Source organism: Polynucleobacter sp. JS-JIR-II-c23 (assembly GCF_035011225.1).
Lineage (GTDB): Bacteria > Pseudomonadota > Gammaproteobacteria > Burkholderiales > Burkholderiaceae > Polynucleobacter.
The window spans coordinates 437,449-461,635 of record NZ_JAYGQT010000001.1 but is presented as its reverse complement, the minus strand read 5'-3'; the positions used below and the strand labels follow the sequence as shown (position 1 = coordinate 461,635).

Genomic DNA, 24,187 nt, shown 5'->3' with positions numbered 1-24,187 from the left:
TGCATTTCTCATTGAATAGTTAGTGCGCTTCTTCCCAATTATCGCCAATCCCAATACTAACCACCAAAGGCACCTTTAACTGGGCGACATTGCACATCAAACCAGGTAATTTAGCCTGTACTAGTTCAAGCTCATCAAAAGGCACATCTAGGACCAACTCATCATGAACCTGTAGTAGAAGCTTAGTCTTGAGCTGCTCTTTTTCAAGCCAATCCTCAACGGCGATCATGGCCAATTTGATTAAGTCAGCTGCGGTACCTTGCATTGGGGCATTAATTGCTGCCCGCTCAGCACCTTGGCGTCGCGGACCATTAGAGCCCTTGATCTCTGGCAGCCAAAGACGTCGCCCAAAGACCGTTTCTACATAGCCATTCTCTCTCGCTTCGAGGCGGGTACGCTCCATATATTGAGCAACCCCTGGATAACGATCAAAGTATTTCGCAATATAGTTTTGCGCAGCAGAGCGCTCAATACCCAAGTTACCAGCCAATCCAAAAGCACTCATGCCGTAGATCAGCCCAAAGTTAATGACTTTGGCGTAACGACGCTGCTCAGAATTAACATCATCCAATGGGACACCAAAAATCTCTGCTGCAGTGGCTTGGTGAACGTCTTTACCCTCTTTAAATGCCGTTAAGAGATTTTCATCTTCGGCAATATGCGCCATGATGCGCAACTCAATTTGGGAGTAATCCGCCGACAATAATTTGCATCCATCTGCTGGAATAAAGGCCTCACGAATACGACGACCCTCTTCTGTGCGCACTGGAATATTTTGCAAGTTTGGATCGCTTGATGCCAGGCGACCTGTGACTGCAGTAGCTTGAGAAAAGTTAGTATGAACGCGACCCGTCTTGGGATCGGCCATGCGAGGAAGCTTCTCAATATAGGTGGACATTAGCTTTGCCAAACTGCGGTAATCCAAAATACGCGCAGGCAAGGGATAGTCTTCCGCTAACTTCTGCAACACTTCCTCATCGGTAGAGGGTGCACCTGAGGGCGTCTTTTTAATTACCGGAAGCTCAAGTTGTCCAAATAAAATTTCTGCGATCTGCTTAGGTGACTGAATATTAAAAGGCTGTCCTGCTAGCTTGTGAATTTCGCCTTCTAACTCAAGCAAACGTTTGCCCACCTGCTGGCCTTGTATGGACAACAATGCTGAATCAATCCGAATGCCGTTGCGCTCCATGATGCCGAGCACACGCATAGCGGGCATTTCTACCTTTTCATAGATATAGAGCAGGCCTGAGTTTTCCTGAATCTGTGGCCACAACTCCAAATGCAGACGCAAAGTAATGTCGGCATCTTCTGCCGCATAGTCTGTTGCAATTTGGAGATCGACTTGATCAAAACCAATCTGGTGAACACCTTTGCCGCACACCTCTTCATAGCGAATGGTTTTCATGCCCAGATGACGTTCAGCCAAGCTATCCATATTGTGGGGCATGTGTGACTCAAGCACATAAGACTCTAGCAAGGTGTCAAATGCAACACCCTTTAGGGTAATGCCATAGTTTCCAAAGATATGGGCGTCGTACTTTAAGTTTTGACCTACTTTTAAATGCGTTGCGCCTTCCAACCAGGGCTTCATGCGCGCAAGCACTAAGTCACGATCAAGTTGTACTTCACCGTTGCGGTGAGCAACTGGAATGTAACAAGCTTCACCCGGCTTTACTGATAAAGAAATTCCAACCAGTTCTGCAGCAAGCGCATCAAGACTAGTAGTTTCCGTATCAACTGCTGTTAATTCAGATGCCTCAATCTTCTTTAGCCACTTCTCTAAACTTGCTTCGTCCACTACGCATTCGTAGTGACGCTCGACCGCATCTTGTGAGTCTCGAGTTTCTTGTGACAAATCTCTAGTCGGCGAACTAGCAATCACGCGCGTCTTTTTTTCTTTATCTGCTCCGCCCTCAGAGGAAGAAATTGGGCTACCCGCCAAATCAAAGCTTGCTGGCTCAGCCTTACTATCCGGGCTTGTGAGCTGCTTTTCTACGTCACGCAACCAAGTCTTAAATGCATAGCGCTCAAATAATTCACGTAATAAAGGCGCGTCTTCAGACTTGGCATGCAAGTCATCTAAGCTTGGTAAATGGGGTGATAAATCACAATCGGTTTTTACCGTAATGAGTTGACGAGCTTGCGGCAACCAAGGAAGCGTAGCGCGCAAGTTTTCACCAACCACGCCTTTAACTTGATCGGCATTTGCCATCAAGTTATCGAGATTACCAAATTCCGCTAGCCATTTATTGGCCGTCTTTGGTCCCGCCTTTGGAACACCTGGCACGTTATCCACGGTATCGCCGATGATGGACAAATAATCCACAATCAATTCTGGTGGTACGCCAAACTTTTCTTTGACACCTTCAATATCTAACTTTTCATTTGTCATCGTATTGATGAGGGTGACTGAAGGATTTACCAATTGCGCCAAATCTTTATCACCCGTGGAGATGATGGTTTCCCAACCCGCTTGCGTAGCTTGGCAAGCTAAAGTCCCAATGACATCATCCGCCTCAACACCGGAGACCATCAATACGGGCCATCCTAAAGCCTTCACCATCGCATGAATCGGCTCAATCTGTTTAACCAAATCCTCAGGCATGGGGGAGCGATGCGCCTTATATTCCGAGTACATTTCGTCGCGGAAGGTCTTCCCCTTGGCATCAAAAACACAGGCAATATGGTCGGCCTTGAGCTCAGATCGGGCCCGGCGCATCATATTCACCATGCCATAAATAGCCCCAGTAGGCTCTCCAGCCCCATTTCTGAGGTCTGGCATGGCGTGGAAGGCGCGATAGAGGTAGCTAGAACCGTCTACCAACAAGAGTCTATGTTTAGTCATACCGCAATCGTACAATCTAGTTGTGAATTGCCTACAGGTCTGGTTAAGGAACCGCCCGAGAGTAGGCTTAAAAAGGTGAAAAAATGCATTATTTAACGAACTTAATTAGCCACTCAATGAGTCAAAGCCTAACCCTAATGAGTTTTTTGGTGGTTTTTGGACTTTTTGGTACCACTTCAGCCCAAGCTCAGAATAACAGCCAGGCTCTGAGTCCATCGGAATTAAACCGCATCAATAGTCAGCCACTCGCACCTGCGGTGAGCGCAAGTGGCGCGACATCCAACCCTGAGCAACGCAAGCCAAACTATCAATACCGAGATAAAAACGGCACCACCGTTACCGAATACAAAGATGTCAATTCTCCAACACAGGTAGATGTAAAAACGCCATACACCAGCTATGAAATGGCGCCACCCACATCCGTGATGCCAGGACCTCCAAAAGATACCGATCTGATCAGCGTTCCTAGCGTCAGCATTCCCTTTTAATTTGAAAAGTATTTACTGATTTATGGCTGTATTTACCCCGATCGAGCTTGAAGATATTTCTCAATGGATTTCTCAAGACTTTGATATCGGTCAAGCCACTGAAATTCGTGGCATTCATGGTGGTATTGAAAACTCTAATTTTTTCTTAGATACCACCAAGGATGGCAAGAAGCAGGAATATGTTTTAACAATCTTTGAAAGGTTATCTGCGCAGCAACTGCCTTTCTATTTAGAGTTAATGCGCCACCTAGCAAACAAAGGTGTACCTGTTCCGAAGCCGATTGAGAACAAGCAGGGCAACATTCTGTTTACTCTCAAAGGCAAGCCGGCAGCCATTGTTACCAAGCTACCAGGCCTTTCCAGACTCCAACCAGAAGCCAATCATTGCGCTCTTGTTGGCGAGATGCTGGCGAAGATGCATTTGGCTGGAAAAGATTTTCCTAAATCCCAAGAGAATCTTCGTAGCCTTGCTTGGTGGCAGAAAACAATACCTTCGGTATTGCCACACTTAAGCACGCCCCAGAAAGAACTCATTACTCATGAGTTAAAAACTCAAGAGGAATTTTTTGCCTCAGGCACCTATGATGGATTGCCGCAAGGGGCGAGTCATTGCGATCTCTTCCGCGACAATGTTTTATTTGATCCCAAAGGATCCGATATCTCTCAAGATCATTTGGGTGGCTTCTTTGATTTTTACTTTGCTGGCACTGATAAATGGCTATTTGATATCGCCGTGACTGCCAATGATTGGTGTCTTGCAGATAACAAGCAAGATTTAGATCCTGTTCGCTTAGATGCGTTCATGAAAGCCTATCAGTCGGTTCGCCCTCTCACCAAAGAAGAGCAGGCTAGCTGGCCACTCATGTTGCGTGCAGCAGCTTTACGCTTCTGGGTTTCAAGACTCTGGGATTTCTATTTGCCGCGTGATGCGCAGATGCTTACCCCGCATGACCCTACGCACTTTGAACGCATTCTTTTAAGTCGCCGCTCACTATGAAACTGAATTCCGTAGCACCCAAAGAAGGCTACATCTGGATTAGACAAGGCATTTGGCTCTTTAAACAAAATCCCTTGGGCTTTTTAATGCTGGTCTTTATGTACGTCTTTGCAGCGCAGCTAGCAGTCGTTATTCCAGTGATTGGCGTCTTTGCAGTTCTTCTGCTCACGCCAACTCTTTCTGTTGGATTTATGACTGCTTGCCGCCAGGGCATTCAAAAGGAGCGTATTAGGCCGATGGTCTATTTGATAGCCCTGCGGTCTAGCCCAATCGTGCGAAAAAGAATTCTGCAATTAGGCCTGGTGTATGCCGGCATGATTTTGTTGCTCAGCTTTATCTTAAGTCTCTTAGTTGACTTTGAATTACTGCTTCCACTGATGACTAGTGATAAACCCATCACGCCCGAGGCTTTGCGTCAGGTTTACTTGGTGCTTTGCTTTGGCGCGATACTGTACATACCAGTAGCGATGTTGATGTGGTTTTCACCAGTCTTAGTTGCATGGGCCGATATGTCTGTGCCACAAGCACTCTTCTCTAGCGCATTAGCGTGCTGGGCCAATAAAGCCGCGTTCTTTCTGTATCTAGCTATTTGGAGCGCCATTCTGATCGCCATTCCGCTAACAGTGGGAATAATTTTTGATGCTCTTGATCTGGGGCAGGCAGCCTCATTCATCATCGCCCCGATTTCCATGGCGGGTTTGACAATAATGCACTGCTCTTTTTATGCAACTTGGAAAGCTTGCTTCACAGAAGATGAAGTGGTGTTGCCTGTTTAATTGATTTATCAGTCAATCGCAGCAAGCTTCGCAATACTCAGCTGTAGCCACTTGATACCGTGACGCTTGAAATTAACCTGCGCCCTTGCATCAGCATCTACACCCTCTAAACCAGTCACGCGTCCTTCACCGAACTTCGTATGAAAGACGTTCTGCCCAATAGTGAATGGATAATTGCCGCGAGGTGGAGAGGCTAGTCTTTTCACTTCCATCGAAGCTGAACCAACTCGCTTCGCTGGTCTTTGACGTTCAGAGCCTGAATCAAAAAAGTCATTCGACTCATATTCGCGTTGACGGGTATAACCATCTTGCCAAGTAGATCCTGATCTTGAGTTTCCGCCGCCCCAGCGTGCATCTCTTGCTTTGGGAGTAAGCCATTTCAATGAATCGGATGGAAGCTCCTCTAGGAAACGAGAAGGCATGTTGTAACGCACTTGGCCATGCAGCATCCGCGATTGAGTATGCGAGAGATAAAGCCGTTCCTTAGCCCGCGTGATCGCCACATACATCAAGCGACGCTCCTCCTCTAAGCCGTTTTGCTCATTCACACTGTTCTCATGAGGAAATAAACCCTCTTCAAGACCGGTGATGAATACTGAGGTGAACTCTAAGCCTTTTGCCGAGTGCACCGTCATTAACTGCACAGCATCTTGACCGGCTTGAGCCTGGTTATCACCTGCCTCTAATGAAGCATGGGATAAAAAGGCCGCCAAAGGTGAAACCTCCACAACGCCTGGAGCATTCTCACCCGGCAACATTGCAGCAGCTGCGTCTTGACCGTAACCTTCTTCGGCAATAAAGGCAGTGGCTGCGTTAATCAATTCTTGTAAGTTCTCGACGCGATCCTGTCCTTCGCGCTCTGAGAGGTAGTGTTGAATCAAGCCACTATTCTGAATTACAAATTCGACTGTTTCCGGCAAAGTATTGTGACGTGTGGCTTCACGCATGTGATCTACTAAGCGCACAAATCCACTAAGTGCAGCGCCGGCTTTGCCTTCTAAAGTAGAGGCGGCTAAATACAAAGAACATTGTTGCGCCCTGGCAGCATCTTGCAAGGCCTCAATTGATCTTGCTCCAATTCCGCGGGTTGGAAAATTCACAACCCGGGAGAATGAAGTGTCGTCATTCGGATTCTCGAGCAAGCGTAAATAAGCGAGTGCATGTTTAATTTCAGCGCGCTCGAAGAAGCGCAAACCACCATACACACGATACGGAATACCCGCAGAAAATAATGCGTGCTCAATAATGCGTGACTGGGCATTACTACGATAGAGCAAAGCTACTTCAGTGCGCTTGATACCACTATTGACTAAAGCCTTGATCTCGTCCACCAGCCAAGCAGCTTCGGCATGATCGCTTGGCGCCTCATAAATACGGACTGGCTCGCCATGACCAGCATCGGTTCGAAGGTTCTTACCAAGGCGCTCGGAGTTATTCGCAATAAGGTGATTTGCCGTATCCAAAATATGGCCATGCGAGCGATAGTTCTGCTCTAACTTCACCATCAATGGGTGGTATTGCTTTTCATAGAGGCGCATGTTTTCCACATCAGCACCACGGAAAGCATAAATACTTTGGTCATCATCACCCACCGCGAAAACGGCACTACTACCCATGCCACTGACATTAATACGGCTTGCGTCATGACCCGATAACAATTTAAGCCATGCATATTGCAAAGCATTGGTATCTTGAAACTCATCAATCAAAATATGACGGAAGCGCTCTTGATAGTGAGTCCGAATCGCTTCGCTATGTTTGAGTAATTCATAGCTGCGTAATAAGAGTTCAGCAAAATCCACCACACCTTCGCGTTGGCATTGCTCATCGTAAGCCGCATACAGTTGCGCCATCTTGGCTTGGAAATCATCACCAAGCGCTAAATCTTTTGCGCGTTGACCGCGCTCCTTGGCGTGGGCAATAAAGTATTGCAACTGCTTTGCAGGATATTTTTCATCATCCACTTTTAAGCCTTTTAAAAGGCGCTTAATTGCAGAGAGCTGATCTTGGGTATCCAAGATTTGGAAAGTCGACGGTAAACCCGCTTCCTTGTGGTGGGCGCGCAATAAACGATTACAAAGACCGTGAAAGGTGCCGATCCACATCCCGCGCGTATTAATTGGCAGCATGGCGCTAAGACGTAGCATCATCTCTTTAGCGGCCTTATTGGTGAAGGTCACCGCTAGGACGCCAATAGGGGATACCTGGCCGGTCTGAATCAACCAGGCTATACGGGTGGTGAGGACGCGGGTCTTGCCGCTCCCTGCCCCAGCCAAAATCAAGGCTGATTGGGCTTGGCCATTTTCGTGGACGGGCGGGAGGGTCACTGCCTCGCGCTGTTCTGGATTGAGGTTCGCGAGCAAGTCTGAGTACATCAGCCCAATTATAATTTGCCTCTTATGCCAAATGCCTCAAATACCCCTAATTCACCAGCGGCCAGCTCAGCGGACGAGCTCGCCAAATCCTACGAACCCGCCCCGATAGAGGCCTACTGGGGTCCAGAGTGGGAGCGCCGGGGTATTGCTGACTCCACCATGGACGAGGGTAAGGGTGATTTCTCCATCCAACTTCCCCCGCCCAATGTGACCGGCACCTTGCATATGGGTCACGCCTTCAATCAAACCATCATGGATGGCTTGGTACGTCACGCTCGTATGACAGGCAAAAATACCTTATGGGTGCCTGGCACCGATCACGCTGGTATTGCTACGCAGATCGTTGTTGAGCGCCAACTCGATGCGCAAAAAATATCTCGCCACGACTTAGGCCGCGACAAGTTTTTAGAGAAAGTCTGGGAGTGGAAAGAAACTTCCGGCAATACCATTACCCGCCAAATTCGTCGTCTTGGCGCTTCAATCGATTGGGGCAAAGAATATTTCACGATGGACAGCAAGATGTCCAAAGCAGTTGTCGAAGTATTTGTGCGCTTGCATGAACAAGGTTTAATTTATCGCGGCAAGCGCTTGGTGAACTGGGATCCTGTCTTAGGCACTGCAGTTTCAGACCTAGAAGTAGTGAGCGAAGAAGAAGATGGATCGATGTGGCATATCCGCTATCCATTGACCGATGGCTCTGGTCACCTCACCGTTGCCACCACTCGTCCAGAAACCTTATTGGGCGACGTTGCCGTGATGGTGAACCCAGAAGATGAGCGTTATAAGCACCTCATCGGCAAGTCGGTGAACCTGCCCTTGTGTGACCGCCAGATTCCTATCATTGCTGACGACTATGTGGATTTGAATTTTGGTACTGGCGTTGTAAAAGTCACTCCTGCGCATGACTTTAATGACTATGCGGTAGGTCAACGTCATCAACTGCCCATGATCAACATCCTTACTTTGGATGCCAAAATTAATGAGAATGCTCCAGCCGCCTATCTAGGCATGGAAAGATTCGCAGCACGCAAACAAGTAGTTTCTGATTTAGAGGCTGCTGGTTTATTGGATAAAGTTCAGCCACATAAATTAATGGTGCCACGCGGTGATCGCACCCAAACCATCATTGAACCAATGCTCACTGACCAATGGTTTGTGGCGATGTCTAAACCCAGTCCCGATAATAAGTATCAACCAGGCTCCTCGATTGCTGGTGCTGCCTTGGATGCGGTAACCAAAGGTGATATCAAGCTGGTTCCAGAGAACTGGATCAACACCTATACTCAGTGGCTAGAAAATATTCAAGACTGGTGTATCTCACGTCAGCTCTGGTGGGGCCATCAAATCCCCGCTTGGTATGGCGATGATGGACAAATTTTTGTCGGTCGCTCTGAGGAAGAGGCTAAAGCGAAAGCTGTTGCAGCTGGCTACACCGGCAAACTCAACCGTGACCCTGACGTTCTGGATACTTGGTTCAGCTCTGCGCTTGTGCCATTTAGCTCTTTAGGTTGGCCAGAAGAAACGCCCGCCTTAAATCATTTCTTGCCTTCATCTGTTTTAGTGACTGGCTTTGACATCATCTTCTTCTGGGTAGCGCGCATGGTCATGATGACCTGCCATTTCACAGGAAAAGTACCATTCCATACCGTCTATGTTCATGGTCTAGTTCGCGATGCTGAAGGCCAGAAGATGAGCAAGTCCAAAGGCAATACCTTAGACCCAATTGATTTAATTGATGGCATCAAGATTGAAGAGTTAGTAGGTAAACGAACTACTGGCCTCATGAATCCAAAACAAGCCGAAAGTATCAGCAAGAAAACGAAGAAAGAGTTTCCGGATGGCATTCCTGCATTTGGTACTGATGCCTTGCGCTTTACTTTCGCCTCCCTAGCTTCGCTCGGACGCAATATCAACTTTGATCAAAAGCGTTGTGAAGGCTATCGCAATTTCTGCAACAAACTCTGGAACGCCACGCGCTTTGTTCTGATGAACTGCCCTGTTGGCGATGAAGACAATGGCTTTGCGCCTTGCGACAACCAATGTGGCCCTGATGGCTATTTGGATTTTTCACCAGCAGATCGTTGGATCGTTTCGCAACTGCAAAGAACAGAAGCTGAGGTAGCTAAAGGCTTTGAGGCTTATCGCTTTGACAATATTGCCAGCAGCATTTACCAATTTGTTTGGGATGAGTATTGTGATTGGTATCTTGAGCTTGCCAAGGTGCAATTGCAGACTGGTACGCCAGCGCAGCAACGCGCTACTCGTCGCACCCTCTTACGCGTTTTGGAAACCATTTTGCGCATGGCGCATCCCCTAATTCCATTCATCACTGAAACGCTTTGGCAAACTGTAGGACCAAAGTCTGGCAAAGAGCTGGCCAAACAAACTAAACAAACCATTGCTCTTCAGCCTTACCCTGTTGCTCAGCCTGAAAAGATTGATGAAAAGAGTGAGGCCTGGGTTGCACAAATCAAAGCCATTGTGGATGCCTGTAGAAACCTTCGTGGCGAGATGCAAGTTCCTCCCGGTCAAAAAGTGCCACTCTGGATTTGTGGTCCAAAAGGATTCCTTGAGAAAGCCACTCCCTACCTCATGGCGCTTGCCAAACTAACTGAGGTCAAAATCTACAGCGATGAGTCTGCTTTAGAAAAAGATGCCCCAGGAGCGCCAATTGCTTTGGTGGGTGATATCAAGCTTTTACTCAAGATTGAAGTGGATGTTGGCGCCGAAAGAATTCGCCTAGGCAAAGAAATTGAGCGCTTAGCCAATGAAATCAATAAAGCTAAGGGTAAATTGACCAATGAAAGCTTTGTGGCACGCGCCCCAGCCGAGGTTGTTGCCCAAGAAAAACAACGCCTTGCTGGCTTTGAGCAAAATCATGAGAAGCTTGTTGCACAATTAGATCGTCTTAAATAAAAAATAATAAGAACGGACCTTTCATGACATTACATTTCAGCTCCAAAAAAGTAACTAAGGCCGTATTTCCGGTTGCGGGATTTGGCACACGATTTTTGCCTGCTACTAAAGCCAGTCCCAAAGAAATGCTCAATGTCGTGGATAAACCCTTGATTCAGTACGCAGTGGATGAAGCTATTGCAGCTGGCATTACAGAGCTAATTTTTGTTACAGGCCGTAGCAAACGTGCGATTGAGGATCATTTTGATAAAGCATATGAATTAGAGGCCGCACTCGAGGCGAAGAACAAACAAGACCTTCTTCATCTTGTCAGAAGCGTAAAGCCGGACAATGTTGATTGCGTGTACATCAGGCAATCCGAACCCCTGGGACTAGGTCACGCCGTTTTATGCGCTGAGAAGTTAGTGGGCGACGAGCCATTTGCCATCATTTTGGCGGATGACCTCTTAGATGGTCAGCCACCCGTACTCGCTCAAATGCTCAAGGTGCATGAGGAACAACAAGGCTCTGTATTGGCAGTAGAGAAGATTGACCCCTCTAAAAGTAGCTCATACGGGATTATCTCGGGAGATTCAGTCAGCAAAGGCATCTATCGCCTCAATGGCATCGTTGAGAAACCAAAACCTGCTGATGCGCCCTCTGATCTAGCAGTGGTTGGTCGCTATGTACTATCCTCCAAGATTTTTGATCACATTCGTAATGTGAAGCCCGGTGCTGGCGGAGAAATTCAGCTTACTGATGCGATTGCCGCCTTACTAAAAAAAGAGCCTGTATTTGGCTATGAATACGATGGCATTCGCTATGACTGTGGCAGCAAGTTGGGCTACCTGAAGGCCTCTGTGGATTTCGCCCTTCGCCACCAAGAAGTAGGTGAAGAATTTGCAGAGTACTTAAAAAGCTGGTCTTTAAAGTAAAAGCTCTTCGAGAGGAATAAAAAAGGCAGAGATTAATCTCTGCCTTTTGTTTTATCACCTAGCTAAAAGAATAAATACCCGTCTTTTTACCTACCTACGTTTCATAAAGAAAACCAGTACATCACCTTCGGTAGTGCTTGCAAGCAACTCATTGCCAGTTTGCTTAGCAAAAGCAGGAAAGTCATGAGCGGCACCCGCATCGGTTGCCTTAATCTTTAAGACCTCACCTGACTGCATGGTTGCCAACGCTTTTTTAGTACGCAAGATAGGCAATGGGCAGTTCATACCAATCGCATCCACCTCTGCGTTAAAAGCAATATTTACTGATTCACTCATTTGCTTGCTATCCAGTCTTTAACGCCGCTTAAGGCTACGCCCAACTTGCTAGGATCAGTTCCACCAGCCATTGCCATTTCTGGTTTGCCGCCACCTTTACCACCCACTTGTTGAGCAACAAAGTTCACGAGATCGCCTGCCCTTACTTTGCCAATCGAGTCAGCCGTAACACCAGCAATCAAGCTCACCTTATCGCCTTGAACTGAGGCCAACACAATGGCAGCAGTTTTCAACTTTGCCTTTAGGGCATCCATTGTTTCGCGCAATACGCCAGCATCAGCACCATCAAGTCGAGCAGCAAGTACCTTGATGCCATTCACATCGATGGCCTGACCTGCTAACTCATCGCCCTGGCTTGCAGCCAACTTAGAATTCACCTTCTCTAATTCGCGCTCCGCTTGACGCAGGCTTTCTTGAAGTTGCGCAACTCGATTGACCAAATCACCAGGATGGGTTTTGAGAATCGCTGCAGCTTCATTGATCTTATCTTCTAAGCCTTGCAAGAAATGCAGTGCATTACTTCCTGTAACCGCCTCAACACGACGAATGCCAGCGGCAACACCGCCTTCAGAAACAATCTTCAAGCTACCGATGTCGCCAGTTCGTCCAACGTGAGTTCCACCGCACAACTCTTTAGAAGAGCCGATTTCCAACACGCGCACTTCATCACCATATTTCTCGCCAAAGAGCATCATGGCGCCTGTCTTTTGCGCATCATCCAAAGACATCACTTTGCCTGAGGTTGCCGTGTTTTCCAAAATCTCCTGATTCACGATATCTTCAATGCGACGAATTTGTTCTGCCGTAATAGGCGCATTGTGCGTAAAGTCGAAGCGGGTCTTAGTGGCATCTACCAATGAACCTTTTTGCTGCACATGATCACCCAGCACCTCACGTAAGGCTTTGTGCAAAATATGAGTAGCGCTGTGGTTGCGCATCGTATCGGCTCTTTGCTGGGTGTCTACTAATGCATTAATAGCATCACCTACTTTGAGCTCACCCTCAAGCACTTCACCCTGATGACCAAATACATCAGCCTGAATCTTGAAAGTGTCTTCTACTGCGAAACGAATACTTTCATTGCGTAGCTCACCTTTGTCGCCTACTTGGCCGCCAGATTCAGCATAAAAAGGGGTGTTGTCTAAAACAATGACAGCTGCATCACCCGCTTTAATAGAGGGGACTGATGAGCCATCCACATAGAGTGCCGTTACATTGGCGCCTTCATGCTTCAAGGTGTCATAACCATGAAACTGCGTAGGCTTACCCTTGTAATCCAGGCCTTGAGCTACCTTAAATTTGCCCGCAGCTCTTGCCTGGTCGCGCTGCTTCTGCATCGCCACTTCAAAACCATCTGCATCGACAGTGACGCCACGCTCACGACAAACGTCAGCCGTTAGATCCAATGGGAAACCAAAAGTGTCATGTAAGCGAAAAGCTGTTTCTCCATCCACTATTTTTGCGCCACCAGCTAAAGCACCATCCAAAATTTCCATGCCATTGGCAATCGTTTGAAAGAAGCGCTCTTCTTCTTGCTTAATAACTTCACTGACTTTGTCTTGTGCGGCGCGTAACTCTGGATAGGCTTCACCCATCTCTTTAACAAGCGCAGGCACCAACTGATAGAAGAATGGTTTACGTGCACCTAGCTTATAACCATGACGAATCGCGCGACGTGCAATGCGGCGCAATACATAGCCACGACCAGCATTACCTGGAATGACGCCATCGACCACAATGAAACTACATGCACGGATGTGGTCAGCAATTACCTTTAATGAAGGACTTTGTGCATCACAATTTTCACCACCCGCCGCATCAACTGCTTCCTTAGAAGCCTTGAGGAGATTGACGAAGAGGTCGATTTCATAATTGGAGTGAACATGCTGCAAGACTGCTGCAATGCGCTCAAGACCCATGCCTGTATCAACGCTAGGCTTAGGTAGCGGATGCATTACACCGGCCTCGTCGCGGTTGTACTGCATGAAGACGTTATTCCAAATTTCGATGAAGCGATCTCCATCTTCATCAGGACTTCCAGGAGGGCCGCCAGGAATATGCTCACCGTGATCGTAGAAAATTTCAGTACAAGGTCCACAAGGGCCTGTGTCACCCATCATCCAAAAATTATCCGATGCGTAACGCGCGCCCTTGTTATCCCCAATGCGAATAATGCGATCCGCAGGAACACCGATTTGCTTATTCCAAATCTCATAAGCTTCGTCATCTTCAGCATAGACAGTGACGAGGAGTTTTTCCTTTGGCAACTCGAAAACTTGGGTCAATAAATCCCAGGCAAATTGAATAGCATCCTTCTTGAAATAATCTCCAAAAGAGAAATTTCCCAGCATTTCAAAAAAGGTATGGTGACGCGCGGTGTATCCAACGTTATCCAAATCGTTGTGTTTTCCACCGGCCCGGATGCACTTCTGGGCAGTCGTCGCACGGTTATAAGGGCGCTTATCAAAGCCCAAAAACACATCTTTAAATTGATTCATGCCTGCATTCGTAAATAGCAGGGTTGGGTCATCTCCCGGCACCACTGGGCTGGAAGGGACGATTTGGTGGCCTTTTTGGGCGAAGAAGTCCAGATAGGCCTGGCGAATTTGGGAGACTTTCATGGCAATAATTATCGCATTGGCACCTCTCTAGGGCAAACCCTAGACAAGATCCCCATATCCTGCCTTACAATCGCTCAACATCAATAAATCGACAAATAAGTCGGTAATTAAGGAGCGCAACTTGGAAATCCGTAATCAAAAAGATTTTGGGGCCGGCCTAATGTATATGGTCATTGGTCTCTTTTTTACCTTCATGGCTACCCAGTACCCAATGGGAACTGCTGCCAAAATGGGGCCTGGATACTTTCCCTTCTGGCTCGGCCTAGTAATGACAGCCCTGGGTTTACTCATCCTGGTGAAGTCACTCAGCGCTAAAGCAGCGATTGAAAAAATCCCTCCTTTCAATTGGAAGGTTATTGGCCTCATTACTGGATCCGTCATTGCATACGGCATCCTCTTGCCAACGATGGGCTTTATCGTAGCCGTCTTCGTTTTGGTATTTATGTCAGCCAGCGCAAGTCATGAATTTCATTGGAAAGGCACTTTAATCAATGCCACATTTCTGATTGTTTTCACTTACTCGGTATTCGTTATGGGTCTGAAATTACAGTTCCCATTACTGCCTTTCTTCTTACAATAACGAGCCGGGATACTAAAAAATGGATTTATTTGCTAACTTAGCTCTCGGTTTTGATACCGCGTTTACATTACAAAATCTTCTTTACTGTCTGATCGGCTGTGTATTGGGAACTTTGATTGGTGTTTTGCCAGGTCTTGGCCCTATCGCGACTATCGCGATGTTGTTGCCAGCTACCTACGCCTTGCCTCCAATCGCTGCATTGATTATGTTGGCTGGTATTTACTACGGTTCACAGTACGGCGGCTCTACAACAGCGATTCTGTTGAACATCCCAGGAGAGACGTCCTCGGTAGTGACGGCGATCGATGGCTACCAAATGGCCAGAAATGGTCGAGCTGGTGTTGCATTGTTCACTGCCGGCATGGGTTCATTCTTTGCGGGTTGCGTGGCAACTTTAGTGTTGGCCGCTTTTGCTGCACCACTCTCACAGCTGGCGTTTAAGTTTGGTCCAGCGGAGTACTTCTCTCTAATGATCTTGGGCTTGATCGGTGCGGTTGTATTGGCATCCGGCTCTTTGATCAAGGCGATTGGCATGATCGTCTTGGGCCTTCTAATGGGCTTGATCGGTACTGACGTTAACTCTGGTGTTTCGCGTTATGCGTTTGATATTCCTGAGTTGAGTGATGGTATTGGCTTCGTTGCAGTTGCGATGGGTGTCTTTGGTTTCGCAGAAATCATGGGTAACCTTGAGAAGACTGGTGAAGATGAGGGCTTCTTAAACAAGATGACCACCATGATCCCAACCAAGCAAGATATAAAACGCATGATTCCTTCGATCTTGCGCGGCACAACTATTGGTTCGATTCTAGGTATCCTACCGGGCGGTGGCGCAGCACTTGCTGCTTTTGGCGCTTACTCGGTTGAGAAAAAATCCTCTAAGTACAGCCATGAGTTCGGTAAAGGCGCCATTGAAGGTGTTGCTGGTCCTGAATCAGCTAACAATGCTGCTGCTCAAACCTCATTCATTCCATTGTTGACTTTGGGTATCCCACCAAACGCAGTGATGGCATTGATGGTTGGCGCGATGACTATTCACAACATTCAACCAGGTCCTCAGGTAATGACCAGCAACCCAGCCTTGTTCTGGGGTCTGATCGCCTCCATGTGGATTGGTAACGTCATGTTGATTCTCTTGAACTTGCCCCTGATTGGTATCTGGGTAAAGTTACTGAAGATTCCTTATCGCTTCATGTACCCAGCCATTCTGGTTTTCTGCTGTATCGGCGTCTATACCGTAAACAACACTGTGTTTGACGTATACGTGACCGCCGCCTTCGGCATCATTGGTTACCTATTCTTCAAACTGGGTTGCGAACCGCCTCCATTGCTTTTAGGCTTCGTACTTGGACCAATGATGGAAGAGAACTTCCGTCGCGCGTTATTGTTGTCTCGTGGCGATTTCACCACCTTCCTAACTCGTCCACTTTCCTTGGGATTGCTCATTGCATCAGCCCTCTTGGTGGTGATCGTGGCCTTGCCTGCGGTTAAGAAGACTCGCGAAGAGGCTTTCGTCGAAGACTGATAGTTTTACGCCTCACAGAAACGAGCCCGCAGCTGTTTGCGGGCTTTTTCTTTATGGGCTGGGGGTTTTCTCTACAATGTGGCTATGTCCCAAGATAGCAAACCTTCCAAAGCAAATACCGGCGCTGTAGCCGAACCGTCTAATTTCTTGCGCCAGATCATCGATCATGATTTGGCAAGCGGGGCTTTTGCACAGCGCACCAATTTAGCTGGGGAGCCTATCCCATCGATCATCACCCGTTTTCCACCAGAGCCTAATGGCTACTTACATATTGGTCACGCTAAAAGCATTTGCCTGAACTTTGGATTAGCTGCTGATTACAACAATCAAGCTGGGGGTGCGCGCTGCAATATGCGTCTAGATGACACCAACCCAGTTAAAGAGGATGTGGAGTACGCCGACAGTATTTTGGATGCAGTGAAGTGGCTAGGTTTTGATTGGGGAACCCATCTTTATCACGCAAGCGACTACTTTGACAAACTCTATGAGTTTGCTGAAATCTTGATTCAGAATGGCAAAGCCTATGTCGATAGCCAAAGTGCTGATGACATTCATACCAATCGTGGTAACTTTGGCCAAGCTGGAAAAAATAGTCCTTACCGCGATCGTAGCCCAGAAGAAAATCTCTCCTTATTCCGCGAAATGCGTGATGGGAAGTTCAAGGATGGCGAGCATGTATTGCGCCTGAAAATTGACATGGCGCATCCCAACATTGTGATGCGTGATCCCGTGGTTTATCGTATCCGCCATACCGATCACCACCGCACGGGCAGCAAATGGTGCATTTACCCTTTATATGACTTCACACATTGCATCTCTGACGCATTGGAGAATGTCTCTCACTCCATCTGCACGCTAGAGTTCGAGAACAATCGTCCCTTGTACGATTGGATTGTGAATTCATTAAAAGAATTGGGTGTCTTTAAAGACCCTGTGCCACATCAATATGAGTTCGCACGCCTCAACCTGACTTACACCATCACTAGCAAACGTAAGTTATTACAGCTCGTGGAAGAAAAGCATGTTGAGGGTTGGGATGATCCGCGGATGCCAACCATCGTCGGCATCCGTCGCCGCGGCTATACCCCGGAAAGCATTCGTTTGTTCTGCGAGCGCATTGGCGTCTCTAAAGCCGATAGCTGGATTGATATGAGCACCCTTGATCAAGCATTACGTGATGATCTTGAAGTTAGGGCTCCACGTGCTACTGCAGTGCTTAAGCCACTCAAGCTCGTCGTTGAAAACTTTGATGCCTCAGCAAAAGAAGCTTGCTCTGCGCCGCGCCATCCCAATCATCCAGAATGGGGCAATCGTGAATTTCATTTCACGCGTGAACTGTGGATTGAAGCGGATGACTTTATGAAGGAACCCATCAAGGGATTCTTCAGACTTTATCCACCGATTGGAGATCAGCCTGGTAGCCGAGTTCGCTTACGCCATGGCTTTGTAGTGGAATGCACTGGTTTTGAAACCGATGCACAAGGGAATATCACCCAAGTCAACGTGACACACTTTCCAGATAGCAAGAGCGGTACTGCTGGCTCCAATAACTACAAGGTCAAGGGCAATATTCACTGGATCAGCGCGGCTGAAGCGATTCCTGCAGAAGTGCGTCTATACGATCACCTGTTTAGCGACCCCCATCCTGATAGTGGTGACAAGAACTTCTTAGAATCGATCAATCCAAATTCAAAGCAAACAATTGCTGCTTACTTAGAACCCTGCATGAAAGATGCCAAAGCAGAAGATCAATTCCAGTTTGAGCGTCACGGCTACTTTGTTGCCGACAAGAATGACTCCAAACTTGGTAAGCCAGTATTCAACCGTACGGTTGGCCTCAAGGATTCTTGGAAATAGTTTTTAGAAAATGTCCTACGCTGGGATAGCGTAGCGGTGTTTTTAATTCTGGTAGGCGCTGATTGGTAACCCTGCGTGACTCGCGCATAAAGGACCAAAGCATCGGACTAACAATTTTTTGCAACTCGCCGCCAGGTAATCTAGCTGGTCTTTCCAGACCAAAAGCATCCGCCACTTCATCAAAGTACTCACCCATTTTGGTCTCGCCACCATCACAGGCATTAATGATGCGCTGAGGCTTGCCATGGAAGACCGCTGCGCAGACTAGCCTCGCTAAATCATCGCTGTGAATATGATTCGAATAAGCATCCTCCTCCGGCAGTAATGCAGGCGTTTGCGCCTGAAGCCTCTCAATCGGTAAGCGGTCGGCTGCATAAATTCCGGGAACGCGCAGAATCGTCAAAGCCACTCCATGGGCAGGAGCCCATAAACGGAGAATCCTTTCAGCGTCTACCCTTCTTTGCGCACGCTCACTTTGGGGGTTTACTGGGGTAGCCTCACTCACCTTTCCACCCCTATGATCACCGTAAACACCGGTGGTGCTGATATAAATCAGGCGCCTGACGGCATTGGAGCCTTGGGCTAAAATTCGGAGAAGGTTGCGGGTTCGGCAATCACGATTTCCACCATTTTGCGGTGGCGCTAGATGAATGATGGTTTGAGCTAAACCGCTAAGGCGCCATAAAGACTCTGGATGATCCAGATTACCCAAAATAGGAGTCGCGCCAACCGCCCTCAACTCCTGAAAGCGATTTTGTTGAGAGGTAAGCGCAAAGACACGGTGACTTCGCGAAAGTTGTTTAGCTACCCGAAGACCAATGTCTCCGCAGCCAATAATCAGGATTGAAGGCTTACCAAAAGATTGCATAAGTAACATCGTAACGATTTATTGAAAGGAATGAGAGTGTCTTATCAGGTCACGCTCAAAACGAGCGGCAAACAATTTACCGTCAATCCAGATGAGAATCTCCTGGAGGCCGCTCTTCGTCAAGGCATCAACCTGCCCTATGGCTGCAAAAATGGTGCTTGTGGCTCTTGCAAAGGTAAAGTTTTAGAAGGTCAAGTCACTCATGGTCAGCATAGTGAAAGCGCCCTGAGCAAGGCCGATGAGACTGCGGGTGGCATTCTGTTTTGTTGCTCCCACGCCCAATCAGATTTGCTGATTGAGGCTCGTGAAGTCCAAGGAGCGGGCGATATTGCGATTCGCAAGGTGCCTTGCCGAGTCAACGCAATTACCAAACCCAGTGAGGATGTCGCCATTCTCAAGCTTCAACTACCTGCTGCAGAACGCTTTCAATTCTTGGCTGGGCAGTATTTGGAGTTTCTACTCAAAGATGGTCAACGCCGTGCTTACTCAATCGCCAACGCGCCTGAGCAAGAAGGTCCACTTGAGTTGCATATTCGTCATTTGCCAGGCGGCCTATTTACTGACTTTGTGTTTGGTGCCGTCACGCCCGCATTAAAAGAAAAAGATATTCTTCGTTTTGAAGGTCCCTTGGGTAGCTTTTTCTTAAGAGAAGATTCTAAGAAACCAATTATTTTTGTTGCAGCTGGCACGGGCTTTGCCCCAATCAAATCAATCATCGAACAAATGCGGGCGAAAAAGATTCATCGGCCCATTCATTTGTACTGGGGTGGCCGTCGCCCTAGTGATCTGTATTTAGATGATTTGTGCAAAGCCTGGGAAAAAGAAATTACTGACTTTAAATATATCCCCGTGATTTCAGATGCCTTAGCGGAAGATGAATGGCAGGGTCGCACTGGCTTTGTGCATCAGGCTGTGATGGCTGACCATCCTGATATGAAAGGTTTTCAGGTGTATGCCTGTGGCGCCCCAGTCATGGTCAATGCTGCCAGAAATGACTTCTCAGCCAAGTGTCAACTGCCTGAGGAAGAGTTCTTTGCTGATTCCTTTACCAGCGCTGCTGATTTAGCCACCGCATAAGTCTTGCGCCATAAAACGCATTCGGTTAGATAATAGAAACTTCATTTCACCCCGTCACTCTCACCCCTTAAATCAGTATGAATAAGCCAACGCAGACGATCGATACACACTCAGTCATGTTTATTACCCCGCGCCCTGATGTGATCATGGTCGAAGGTAAGGGTTCATGGCTCACTGATAACAATGGGAAACGCTATTTGGATTTCTTGCAAGGCTGGGCCGTTAACTGTTTAGGTCACTGCAACCCAGGAATGATTGAGGCGCTCAATAAGCAAGCGAAGACACTCATTAACCCTAGTCCGGCATTCTTTAACGAGCCGATGATTGGCTTATCGAATCTACTGACTCAGAACAGCTGCTTTGACAAAGTCTTCTTTGCCAATAGCGGGGCTGAAGCCAATGAAGGTGCGATCAAGTTAGCGCGCAAATGGGGTCAACTCAATAAATCTGGTGCATTTGAGATCATCACGTTTGATCACAGCTTTCATGGCCGCACATTAGCCACAATGAGCGCTTCTGGAAAGCCAAACTGGGACACGATGTTTGCTCCGCAAGTAGCGGGCTTTCCTAAAGCGGATTTAAATGATTTAGAGTCAGTTAAGAAACTTGTGACCGACAAAACCGTTGCAGTCATGCTTGAACCTGTTCAAGGCGAAGGCGGCGTGATTCCAACTACTCAAGAATTTATGCGTGAACTACGTAAGTTCACTAAAGAAAATAATATTCTATTAATTGCTGATGAAGTACAGGCTGGTTGCGGCCGTACCGGCGCGCTCTTTGCTTACCAAAACTACGGCATAGAGCCAGACATCATGACTTTGGGCAAAGGTATTGGTGGAGGCGTTCCTCTAGCAGCCCTATTGGCAACAGATGCGGTAGCTTGCTTTGTGCCTGGCGATCAAGGCGGGACCTATAACGGCAACCCACTCATGACAGCTGTTGGTATTAGCGTCATTGAGCAACTATTAGCCCCAGGATTTTTAGATAGCGTCAAAGCTAAAGGTGAATTGCTCAAGTCTGAATTACTCAAGCTTTGTGCAGAATTTAATCTTGAAGGTGAGCGTGGCGAAGGATTACTGCGCGCATTGATGCTTGGAAAAGAGATTGGCCCAAAACTGGTTGATCTTGCCAGAGATCGTGGCCCAGAAGGTTTGTTGATTAATTCACCAAGACCAAACTTGTTACGCTTTATGCCTGCTTTAAATGTATCGGACGATGAAATTCGTCAGATGTGCAATATGCTGCGTGAGCTACTAAAGCAAGTCGACTAACTCTACCCAATTAGGTTTTTGGGTAGAGAGAAAGTCACTTCCTCTATTACCCCATCAAGCGCCCGTACCTGCCTAGGGCCAAACTCCTGAATGCGGCTAACAATCGATTGCGCCAAGCTCTCTGGCGCCGATGCGCCCGCAGTTAAACCTACCCGTTTTTTACCAGCGAACCATTCTGGCTTTAACTGATCTGGTGAATCCACCATGTAAGACGGAACGCCCAGCTTTTCAGAAAGCTCACGCAAGCGATTAGAGTTCGAGCTTGTCGCACTTCCCACCACAATAACGACTTCAACCTGAGGCGCCATAAATTTCACAGCATCCTGACGATTCTGAGTGGCATAACAAATATCTTGTTTGCGGGGCTGAACAATATTGGGAAACTTCATCGTTAGCGCATCGACAATTTCTTTTGTCTCATCTACCGAGAGTGTTGTCTGGGTAACAAATGCAATCTTTTCATCGGCCGGGAAAGGCAAGGATCCCACATCACCAACTCTCTCGATTAAGAAGACACCCTCTTTCACCTGCCCCATCGTTCCTTCAACTTCAGGATGTCCAGCGTGACCAATCATCAATACCGTGAAGCCGTCTTTACACATCTTGACAACTTCAAGATGAACTTTAGTTACCAAGGGACATGTAGCGTCATATACCTGCAAACCCCGCGCCTCGGCATCCTTGCGAACTTCCTGAGAAACCCCATGAGCACTAAATACAACAATGCCGCCTTTGGGAACCTCATGCAATTCATCTACAAATACCGCGCCCTTATCGCGCAACTCATTGACTACATAGGCGTTATGAACAATTTCATGTCGCACATATATTGGTGCGCCAAAACGATTGAGCGCCTCATTAACGATGTTGATGGCACGATCTACGCCTGCGCAAAAACCACGCGGCTGAGCCATCAAAATTTCTGGGTTATTAAAGTCGCTCATGATTTACAAAATCGCCACAATCTCTGCTTCAAAGGTAACCGGTCTGCCAGCCAATGGATGGTTAAAGTCAAACCAAGCACCCTCTTCATTAATCGATTGCAGCACGCCTGCATATTGAGCGCCACCAGGCGCATTGAACTCAATCACATCCCCAGGATTAAATTCCACATCATCATCGCGACCTTCTTTAAGCGCCTTCAAAGACACCCATTGCACCAAATCTTCTTTGCGCTCACCAAAACTTTCTTCTGGCGCAAGCAGCGCACTTTTTTTCTCACCAACACCTAAACCTAGCAACACATTCTCAAAGCAAGGAGCAAATTGTCCAGACCCCATCAAAACCGTCGCAGGACGATCGACAAAAGTGTTGATGTAATCCTCCCCGCTGGGCAAAGTGAGCCGATAGTTGAGAGTCAGGTAGGAATTAGGCAAAACAGTAAGCTTGGTCATAAGGTGATTGTATCTAGGCCCACGCTGGCTGTGCACTCTCCCATTACAGACTGGCCAAAAAATCAGCAGCCTCGAGAAAAACTCCGCCTAAATGGCGCGGCGGCTCTCTCTGATGCGGAGCTACTGGCCATCTTTTTGCGGGTTGGGGTTAGGGGCAAAAGTGCCGTTGCCCTAGCCAAGGATCTCCTGCATCACTTTGGTAGCCTCCCAAAACTATTGGCCAGCACTCCCGAAGAATTCACGCGCCTCCATGGCATGGGACTTTCTAAGTGGTCTCAAATTCAGGCGGCATATGAGCTTGTTAAGAGAAGCCTAGAGGATGGCTTGACCCATGACCCCATATTTTCATCACCTAATCACGTCAGAGAGTTCTTGCAGGCCAAAATTGGCCGTCTCCCCCATGAGGTCTTTCTGTGTCTCTACTTAGACTCCCGCCTCCACCTAATTGAGTGTGATGAGCTTTTTAGGGGGTCTATTACCCAAACAGCTATCTACCCCCGTGAAATCCTGAAAGAAGCCCTTGCTAAAAATGCCAGCGCCCTGATCGTGGCCCACAACCACCCCAGCGGCAATCCATTACCGAGCGATGCAGATCAAAAACTCACCAAAGTACTAGCAAATGCCTTGCAAATGGTGGATATTCAGCTACTAGATCACTGTATTGTGAGTGGCAGCGGTTTTTTCTCATTTTCCGACTCTGGGCTTATGGATAATGACGATAAATGATAGTGAATGCTAACTTGATAGGCTATTTTTCATCCAGATACCCACCTTATGCTCAATTCCCCTCAAACAAAGCTATTTAGGGCTAGCCGAAAATAGGCTGAGACTGATACAATCTTCTTTTTTCGCAATTAATGGAGTTATGTCATGGCAAAAGTTTGCCAAGTCACTGGGAAGAAGCCGATGGTTGGCAACAATGTATCCCATGCAAACAATAAAACGAAGCGTCGCTTTTTGCCGAATTTGCAAAATCGTCGTTTCTGGGTTGAATCTGAAAACCGTTGGATTAGCTTGCGCTTAACCAATGCTGGTTTGCGCGTAATCGACAAGAACGGCATCGATGCTGTGTTGTCTGATCTTCGTGCACGTGGCGAAATTTAAGGAGCGCACAAATGGCTAAAGGCGGCAGAGAAAAAATCAAGTTAGAGTCATCAGCAGGTACTGGTCACTTCTACACAACTTCAAAAAACAAGCGTACAAAGCCTGAGAAAATGGAGATCATGAAGTTTGATCCAACCATTCGCAAGCACGTTGCTTACAAAGAAACAAAGTTGAAGTAATTTTTACTTCAAGCAATAAAAAACCCGCTGAAGTAGCGGGTTTTTTATTGCCTAGAAATTCTTCCAA

At 47.4% G+C, this 24,187-nt stretch carries 20 protein-coding genes; 13 read left to right on the top strand and 7 right to left on the bottom strand.

From position 1 onward, the window contains the following. Positions 1 to 19: 19 nt before the first annotated feature. The gene (polA, locus tag VC159_RS02435) at positions 20 to 2,845 is read right to left on the bottom strand and encodes a DNA polymerase I (RefSeq protein ID WP_323472604.1); all 2,826 of its coding nucleotides are present in this window, start codon (positions 2,843 to 2,845) and stop codon (positions 20 to 22) included. Between the two features lie 116 nt (positions 2,846 to 2,961). Between polA and VC159_RS02430 the strand changes: the two genes are divergently transcribed. From VC159_RS02430 to VC159_RS02420, 3 genes are read left to right on the top strand one after another with little or no spacing between them, the layout of a single operon-like run. After that, entirely contained in the window at positions 2,962 to 3,333 is a 372-nt protein-coding gene (locus VC159_RS02430; protein ID WP_251367715.1) for a hypothetical protein, read from the top strand. Positions 3,334 to 3,355: 22 nt separating this feature from the next. Next, positions 3,356 to 4,330, top strand: coding sequence for a homoserine kinase (locus VC159_RS02425; protein ID WP_323472603.1), 975 nt, complete (start codon positions 3,356 to 3,358; stop codon positions 4,328 to 4,330). Beyond that, positions 4,327 to 5,106, top strand: a complete 780-nt coding sequence (locus VC159_RS02420) for a BPSS1780 family membrane protein (RefSeq protein WP_323472602.1) — start codon at positions 4,327 to 4,329, stop codon at positions 5,104 to 5,106. The genes VC159_RS02425 and VC159_RS02420 overlap by 4 nt, the downstream gene beginning before the upstream one ends. Before the next feature lie 8 nt (positions 5,107 to 5,114). Here the strand turns inward: VC159_RS02420 and VC159_RS02415 are convergent, their stop codons facing one another. Then, complete coding sequence (locus tag VC159_RS02415) at positions 5,115 to 7,481, bottom strand: UvrD-helicase domain-containing protein (RefSeq protein ID WP_323472601.1); 2,367 nt, start codon at positions 7,479 to 7,481, stop codon at positions 5,115 to 5,117. 24 nt (positions 7,482 to 7,505) lie between these two features. On the opposite strand from VC159_RS02415, the gene VC159_RS02410 reads away from it, so the two are divergent. Together VC159_RS02410 and galU are read left to right on the top strand one after the other, a co-directional pair. Then, on the top strand, positions 7,506 to 10,397 hold the full coding sequence (locus VC159_RS02410) for a valine--tRNA ligase (RefSeq protein WP_323472600.1): 2,892 nt from the start codon (positions 7,506 to 7,508) through the stop codon (positions 10,395 to 10,397). Positions 10,398 to 10,420: 23 nt separating this feature from the next. Further along, positions 10,421 to 11,311, top strand: a complete 891-nt coding sequence (gene galU, locus VC159_RS02405) for a UTP--glucose-1-phosphate uridylyltransferase GalU (RefSeq protein WP_216233887.1) — start codon at positions 10,421 to 10,423, stop codon at positions 11,309 to 11,311. Between the two features lie 90 nt (positions 11,312 to 11,401). On the opposite strand, the gene VC159_RS02400 is transcribed toward galU, so the two are convergent. Together VC159_RS02400 and alaS are read right to left on the bottom strand one after the other, a co-directional pair. Then, entirely contained in the window at positions 11,402 to 11,647 is a 246-nt protein-coding gene (locus VC159_RS02400; RefSeq protein ID WP_216859952.1) for a sulfurtransferase TusA family protein, read from the bottom strand. Next, positions 11,644 to 14,268, bottom strand: a complete 2,625-nt coding sequence (gene alaS, locus VC159_RS02395) for an alanine--tRNA ligase (protein WP_323472599.1) — start codon at positions 14,266 to 14,268, stop codon at positions 11,644 to 11,646. The genes VC159_RS02400 and alaS overlap by 4 nt, the downstream gene beginning before the upstream one ends. A gap of 121 nt (positions 14,269 to 14,389) precedes the next feature. Here alaS and VC159_RS02390 point away from each other — a divergent pair, with 121 nt between their 5' ends. The 3 genes from VC159_RS02390 (at position 14,390) to VC159_RS02380 (ending at position 18,227) form a co-directional block, all read left to right on the top strand. Next, a complete protein-coding gene (locus tag VC159_RS02390; RefSeq protein ID WP_215358498.1) occupies positions 14,390 to 14,848 on the top strand; it encodes a tripartite tricarboxylate transporter TctB family protein in 459 nt (152 codons plus the stop codon). Between the two features lie 19 nt (positions 14,849 to 14,867). Further along, positions 14,868 to 16,370: a tripartite tricarboxylate transporter permease gene (locus VC159_RS02385; protein ID WP_216233884.1), complete on the top strand. Its 1,503-nt coding sequence runs from the start codon at positions 14,868 to 14,870 to the stop codon at positions 16,368 to 16,370. 84 nt (positions 16,371 to 16,454) lie between these two features. Then, a complete protein-coding gene (locus VC159_RS02380; protein WP_323472598.1) occupies positions 16,455 to 18,227 on the top strand; it encodes a glutamine--tRNA ligase/YqeY domain fusion protein in 1,773 nt (590 codons plus the stop codon). Here VC159_RS02380 and VC159_RS02375 read toward each other — a convergent pair. Then, on the bottom strand, positions 18,208 to 19,095 hold the full coding sequence (locus VC159_RS02375; protein ID WP_323473550.1) for an SDR family oxidoreductase: 888 nt from the start codon (positions 19,093 to 19,095) through the stop codon (positions 18,208 to 18,210). The two genes, VC159_RS02380 and VC159_RS02375, sit on opposite strands and share 20 nt — an antisense overlap. 36 nt (positions 19,096 to 19,131) lie before the next feature. Between VC159_RS02375 and VC159_RS02370 the strand changes: the two genes are divergently transcribed. Both VC159_RS02370 and VC159_RS02365 read left to right on the top strand, forming a co-directional pair. Then, positions 19,132 to 20,172, top strand: coding sequence for a CDP-6-deoxy-delta-3,4-glucoseen reductase (locus tag VC159_RS02370; protein ID WP_323472597.1), 1,041 nt, complete (start codon positions 19,132 to 19,134; stop codon positions 20,170 to 20,172). A gap of 77 nt (positions 20,173 to 20,249) precedes the next feature. Further along, positions 20,250 to 21,443, top strand: a complete 1,194-nt coding sequence (locus VC159_RS02365; protein ID WP_215358506.1) for an acetylornithine transaminase — start codon at positions 20,250 to 20,252, stop codon at positions 21,441 to 21,443. Positions 21,444 to 21,445: 2 nt separating this feature from the next. Here VC159_RS02365 and ispH read toward each other — a convergent pair whose 3' ends face one another. Both ispH and VC159_RS02355 read right to left on the bottom strand, forming a co-directional pair. Next, entirely contained in the window at positions 21,446 to 22,387 is a 942-nt protein-coding gene (gene ispH / locus VC159_RS02360; RefSeq protein ID WP_323472596.1) for a 4-hydroxy-3-methylbut-2-enyl diphosphate reductase, read from the bottom strand. A 3-nt stretch (positions 22,388 to 22,390) separates the two neighbouring features. Further along, positions 22,391 to 22,837, bottom strand: a complete 447-nt coding sequence (locus tag VC159_RS02355) for an FKBP-type peptidyl-prolyl cis-trans isomerase (RefSeq protein WP_072582845.1) — start codon at positions 22,835 to 22,837, stop codon at positions 22,391 to 22,393. 30 nt (positions 22,838 to 22,867) lie between these two features. On the opposite strand from VC159_RS02355, the gene radC reads away from it, so the two are divergent. The 3 genes from radC (at position 22,868) to rpmG (ending at position 24,120) form a co-directional block, all read left to right on the top strand. Continuing rightward, on the top strand, positions 22,868 to 23,563 hold the full coding sequence (gene radC / locus VC159_RS02350) for a RadC family protein (RefSeq protein ID WP_323472595.1): 696 nt from the start codon (positions 22,868 to 22,870) through the stop codon (positions 23,561 to 23,563). 144 nt (positions 23,564 to 23,707) lie between these two features. Further along, positions 23,708 to 23,941 carry a 50S ribosomal protein L28 gene (gene rpmB, locus VC159_RS02345; RefSeq protein WP_011903570.1) on the top strand — a complete coding sequence of 78 codons (234 nt, stop codon included), beginning with the start codon at positions 23,708 to 23,710 and terminating at the stop codon, positions 23,939 to 23,941. Positions 23,942 to 23,952: 11 nt separating this feature from the next. Beyond that, the gene (gene rpmG, locus VC159_RS02340) at positions 23,953 to 24,120 is read left to right on the top strand and encodes a 50S ribosomal protein L33 (RefSeq protein WP_015421876.1); all 168 of its coding nucleotides are present in this window, start codon (positions 23,953 to 23,955) and stop codon (positions 24,118 to 24,120) included. The last annotated feature ends 67 nt before the right edge of the window (positions 24,121 to 24,187 follow it).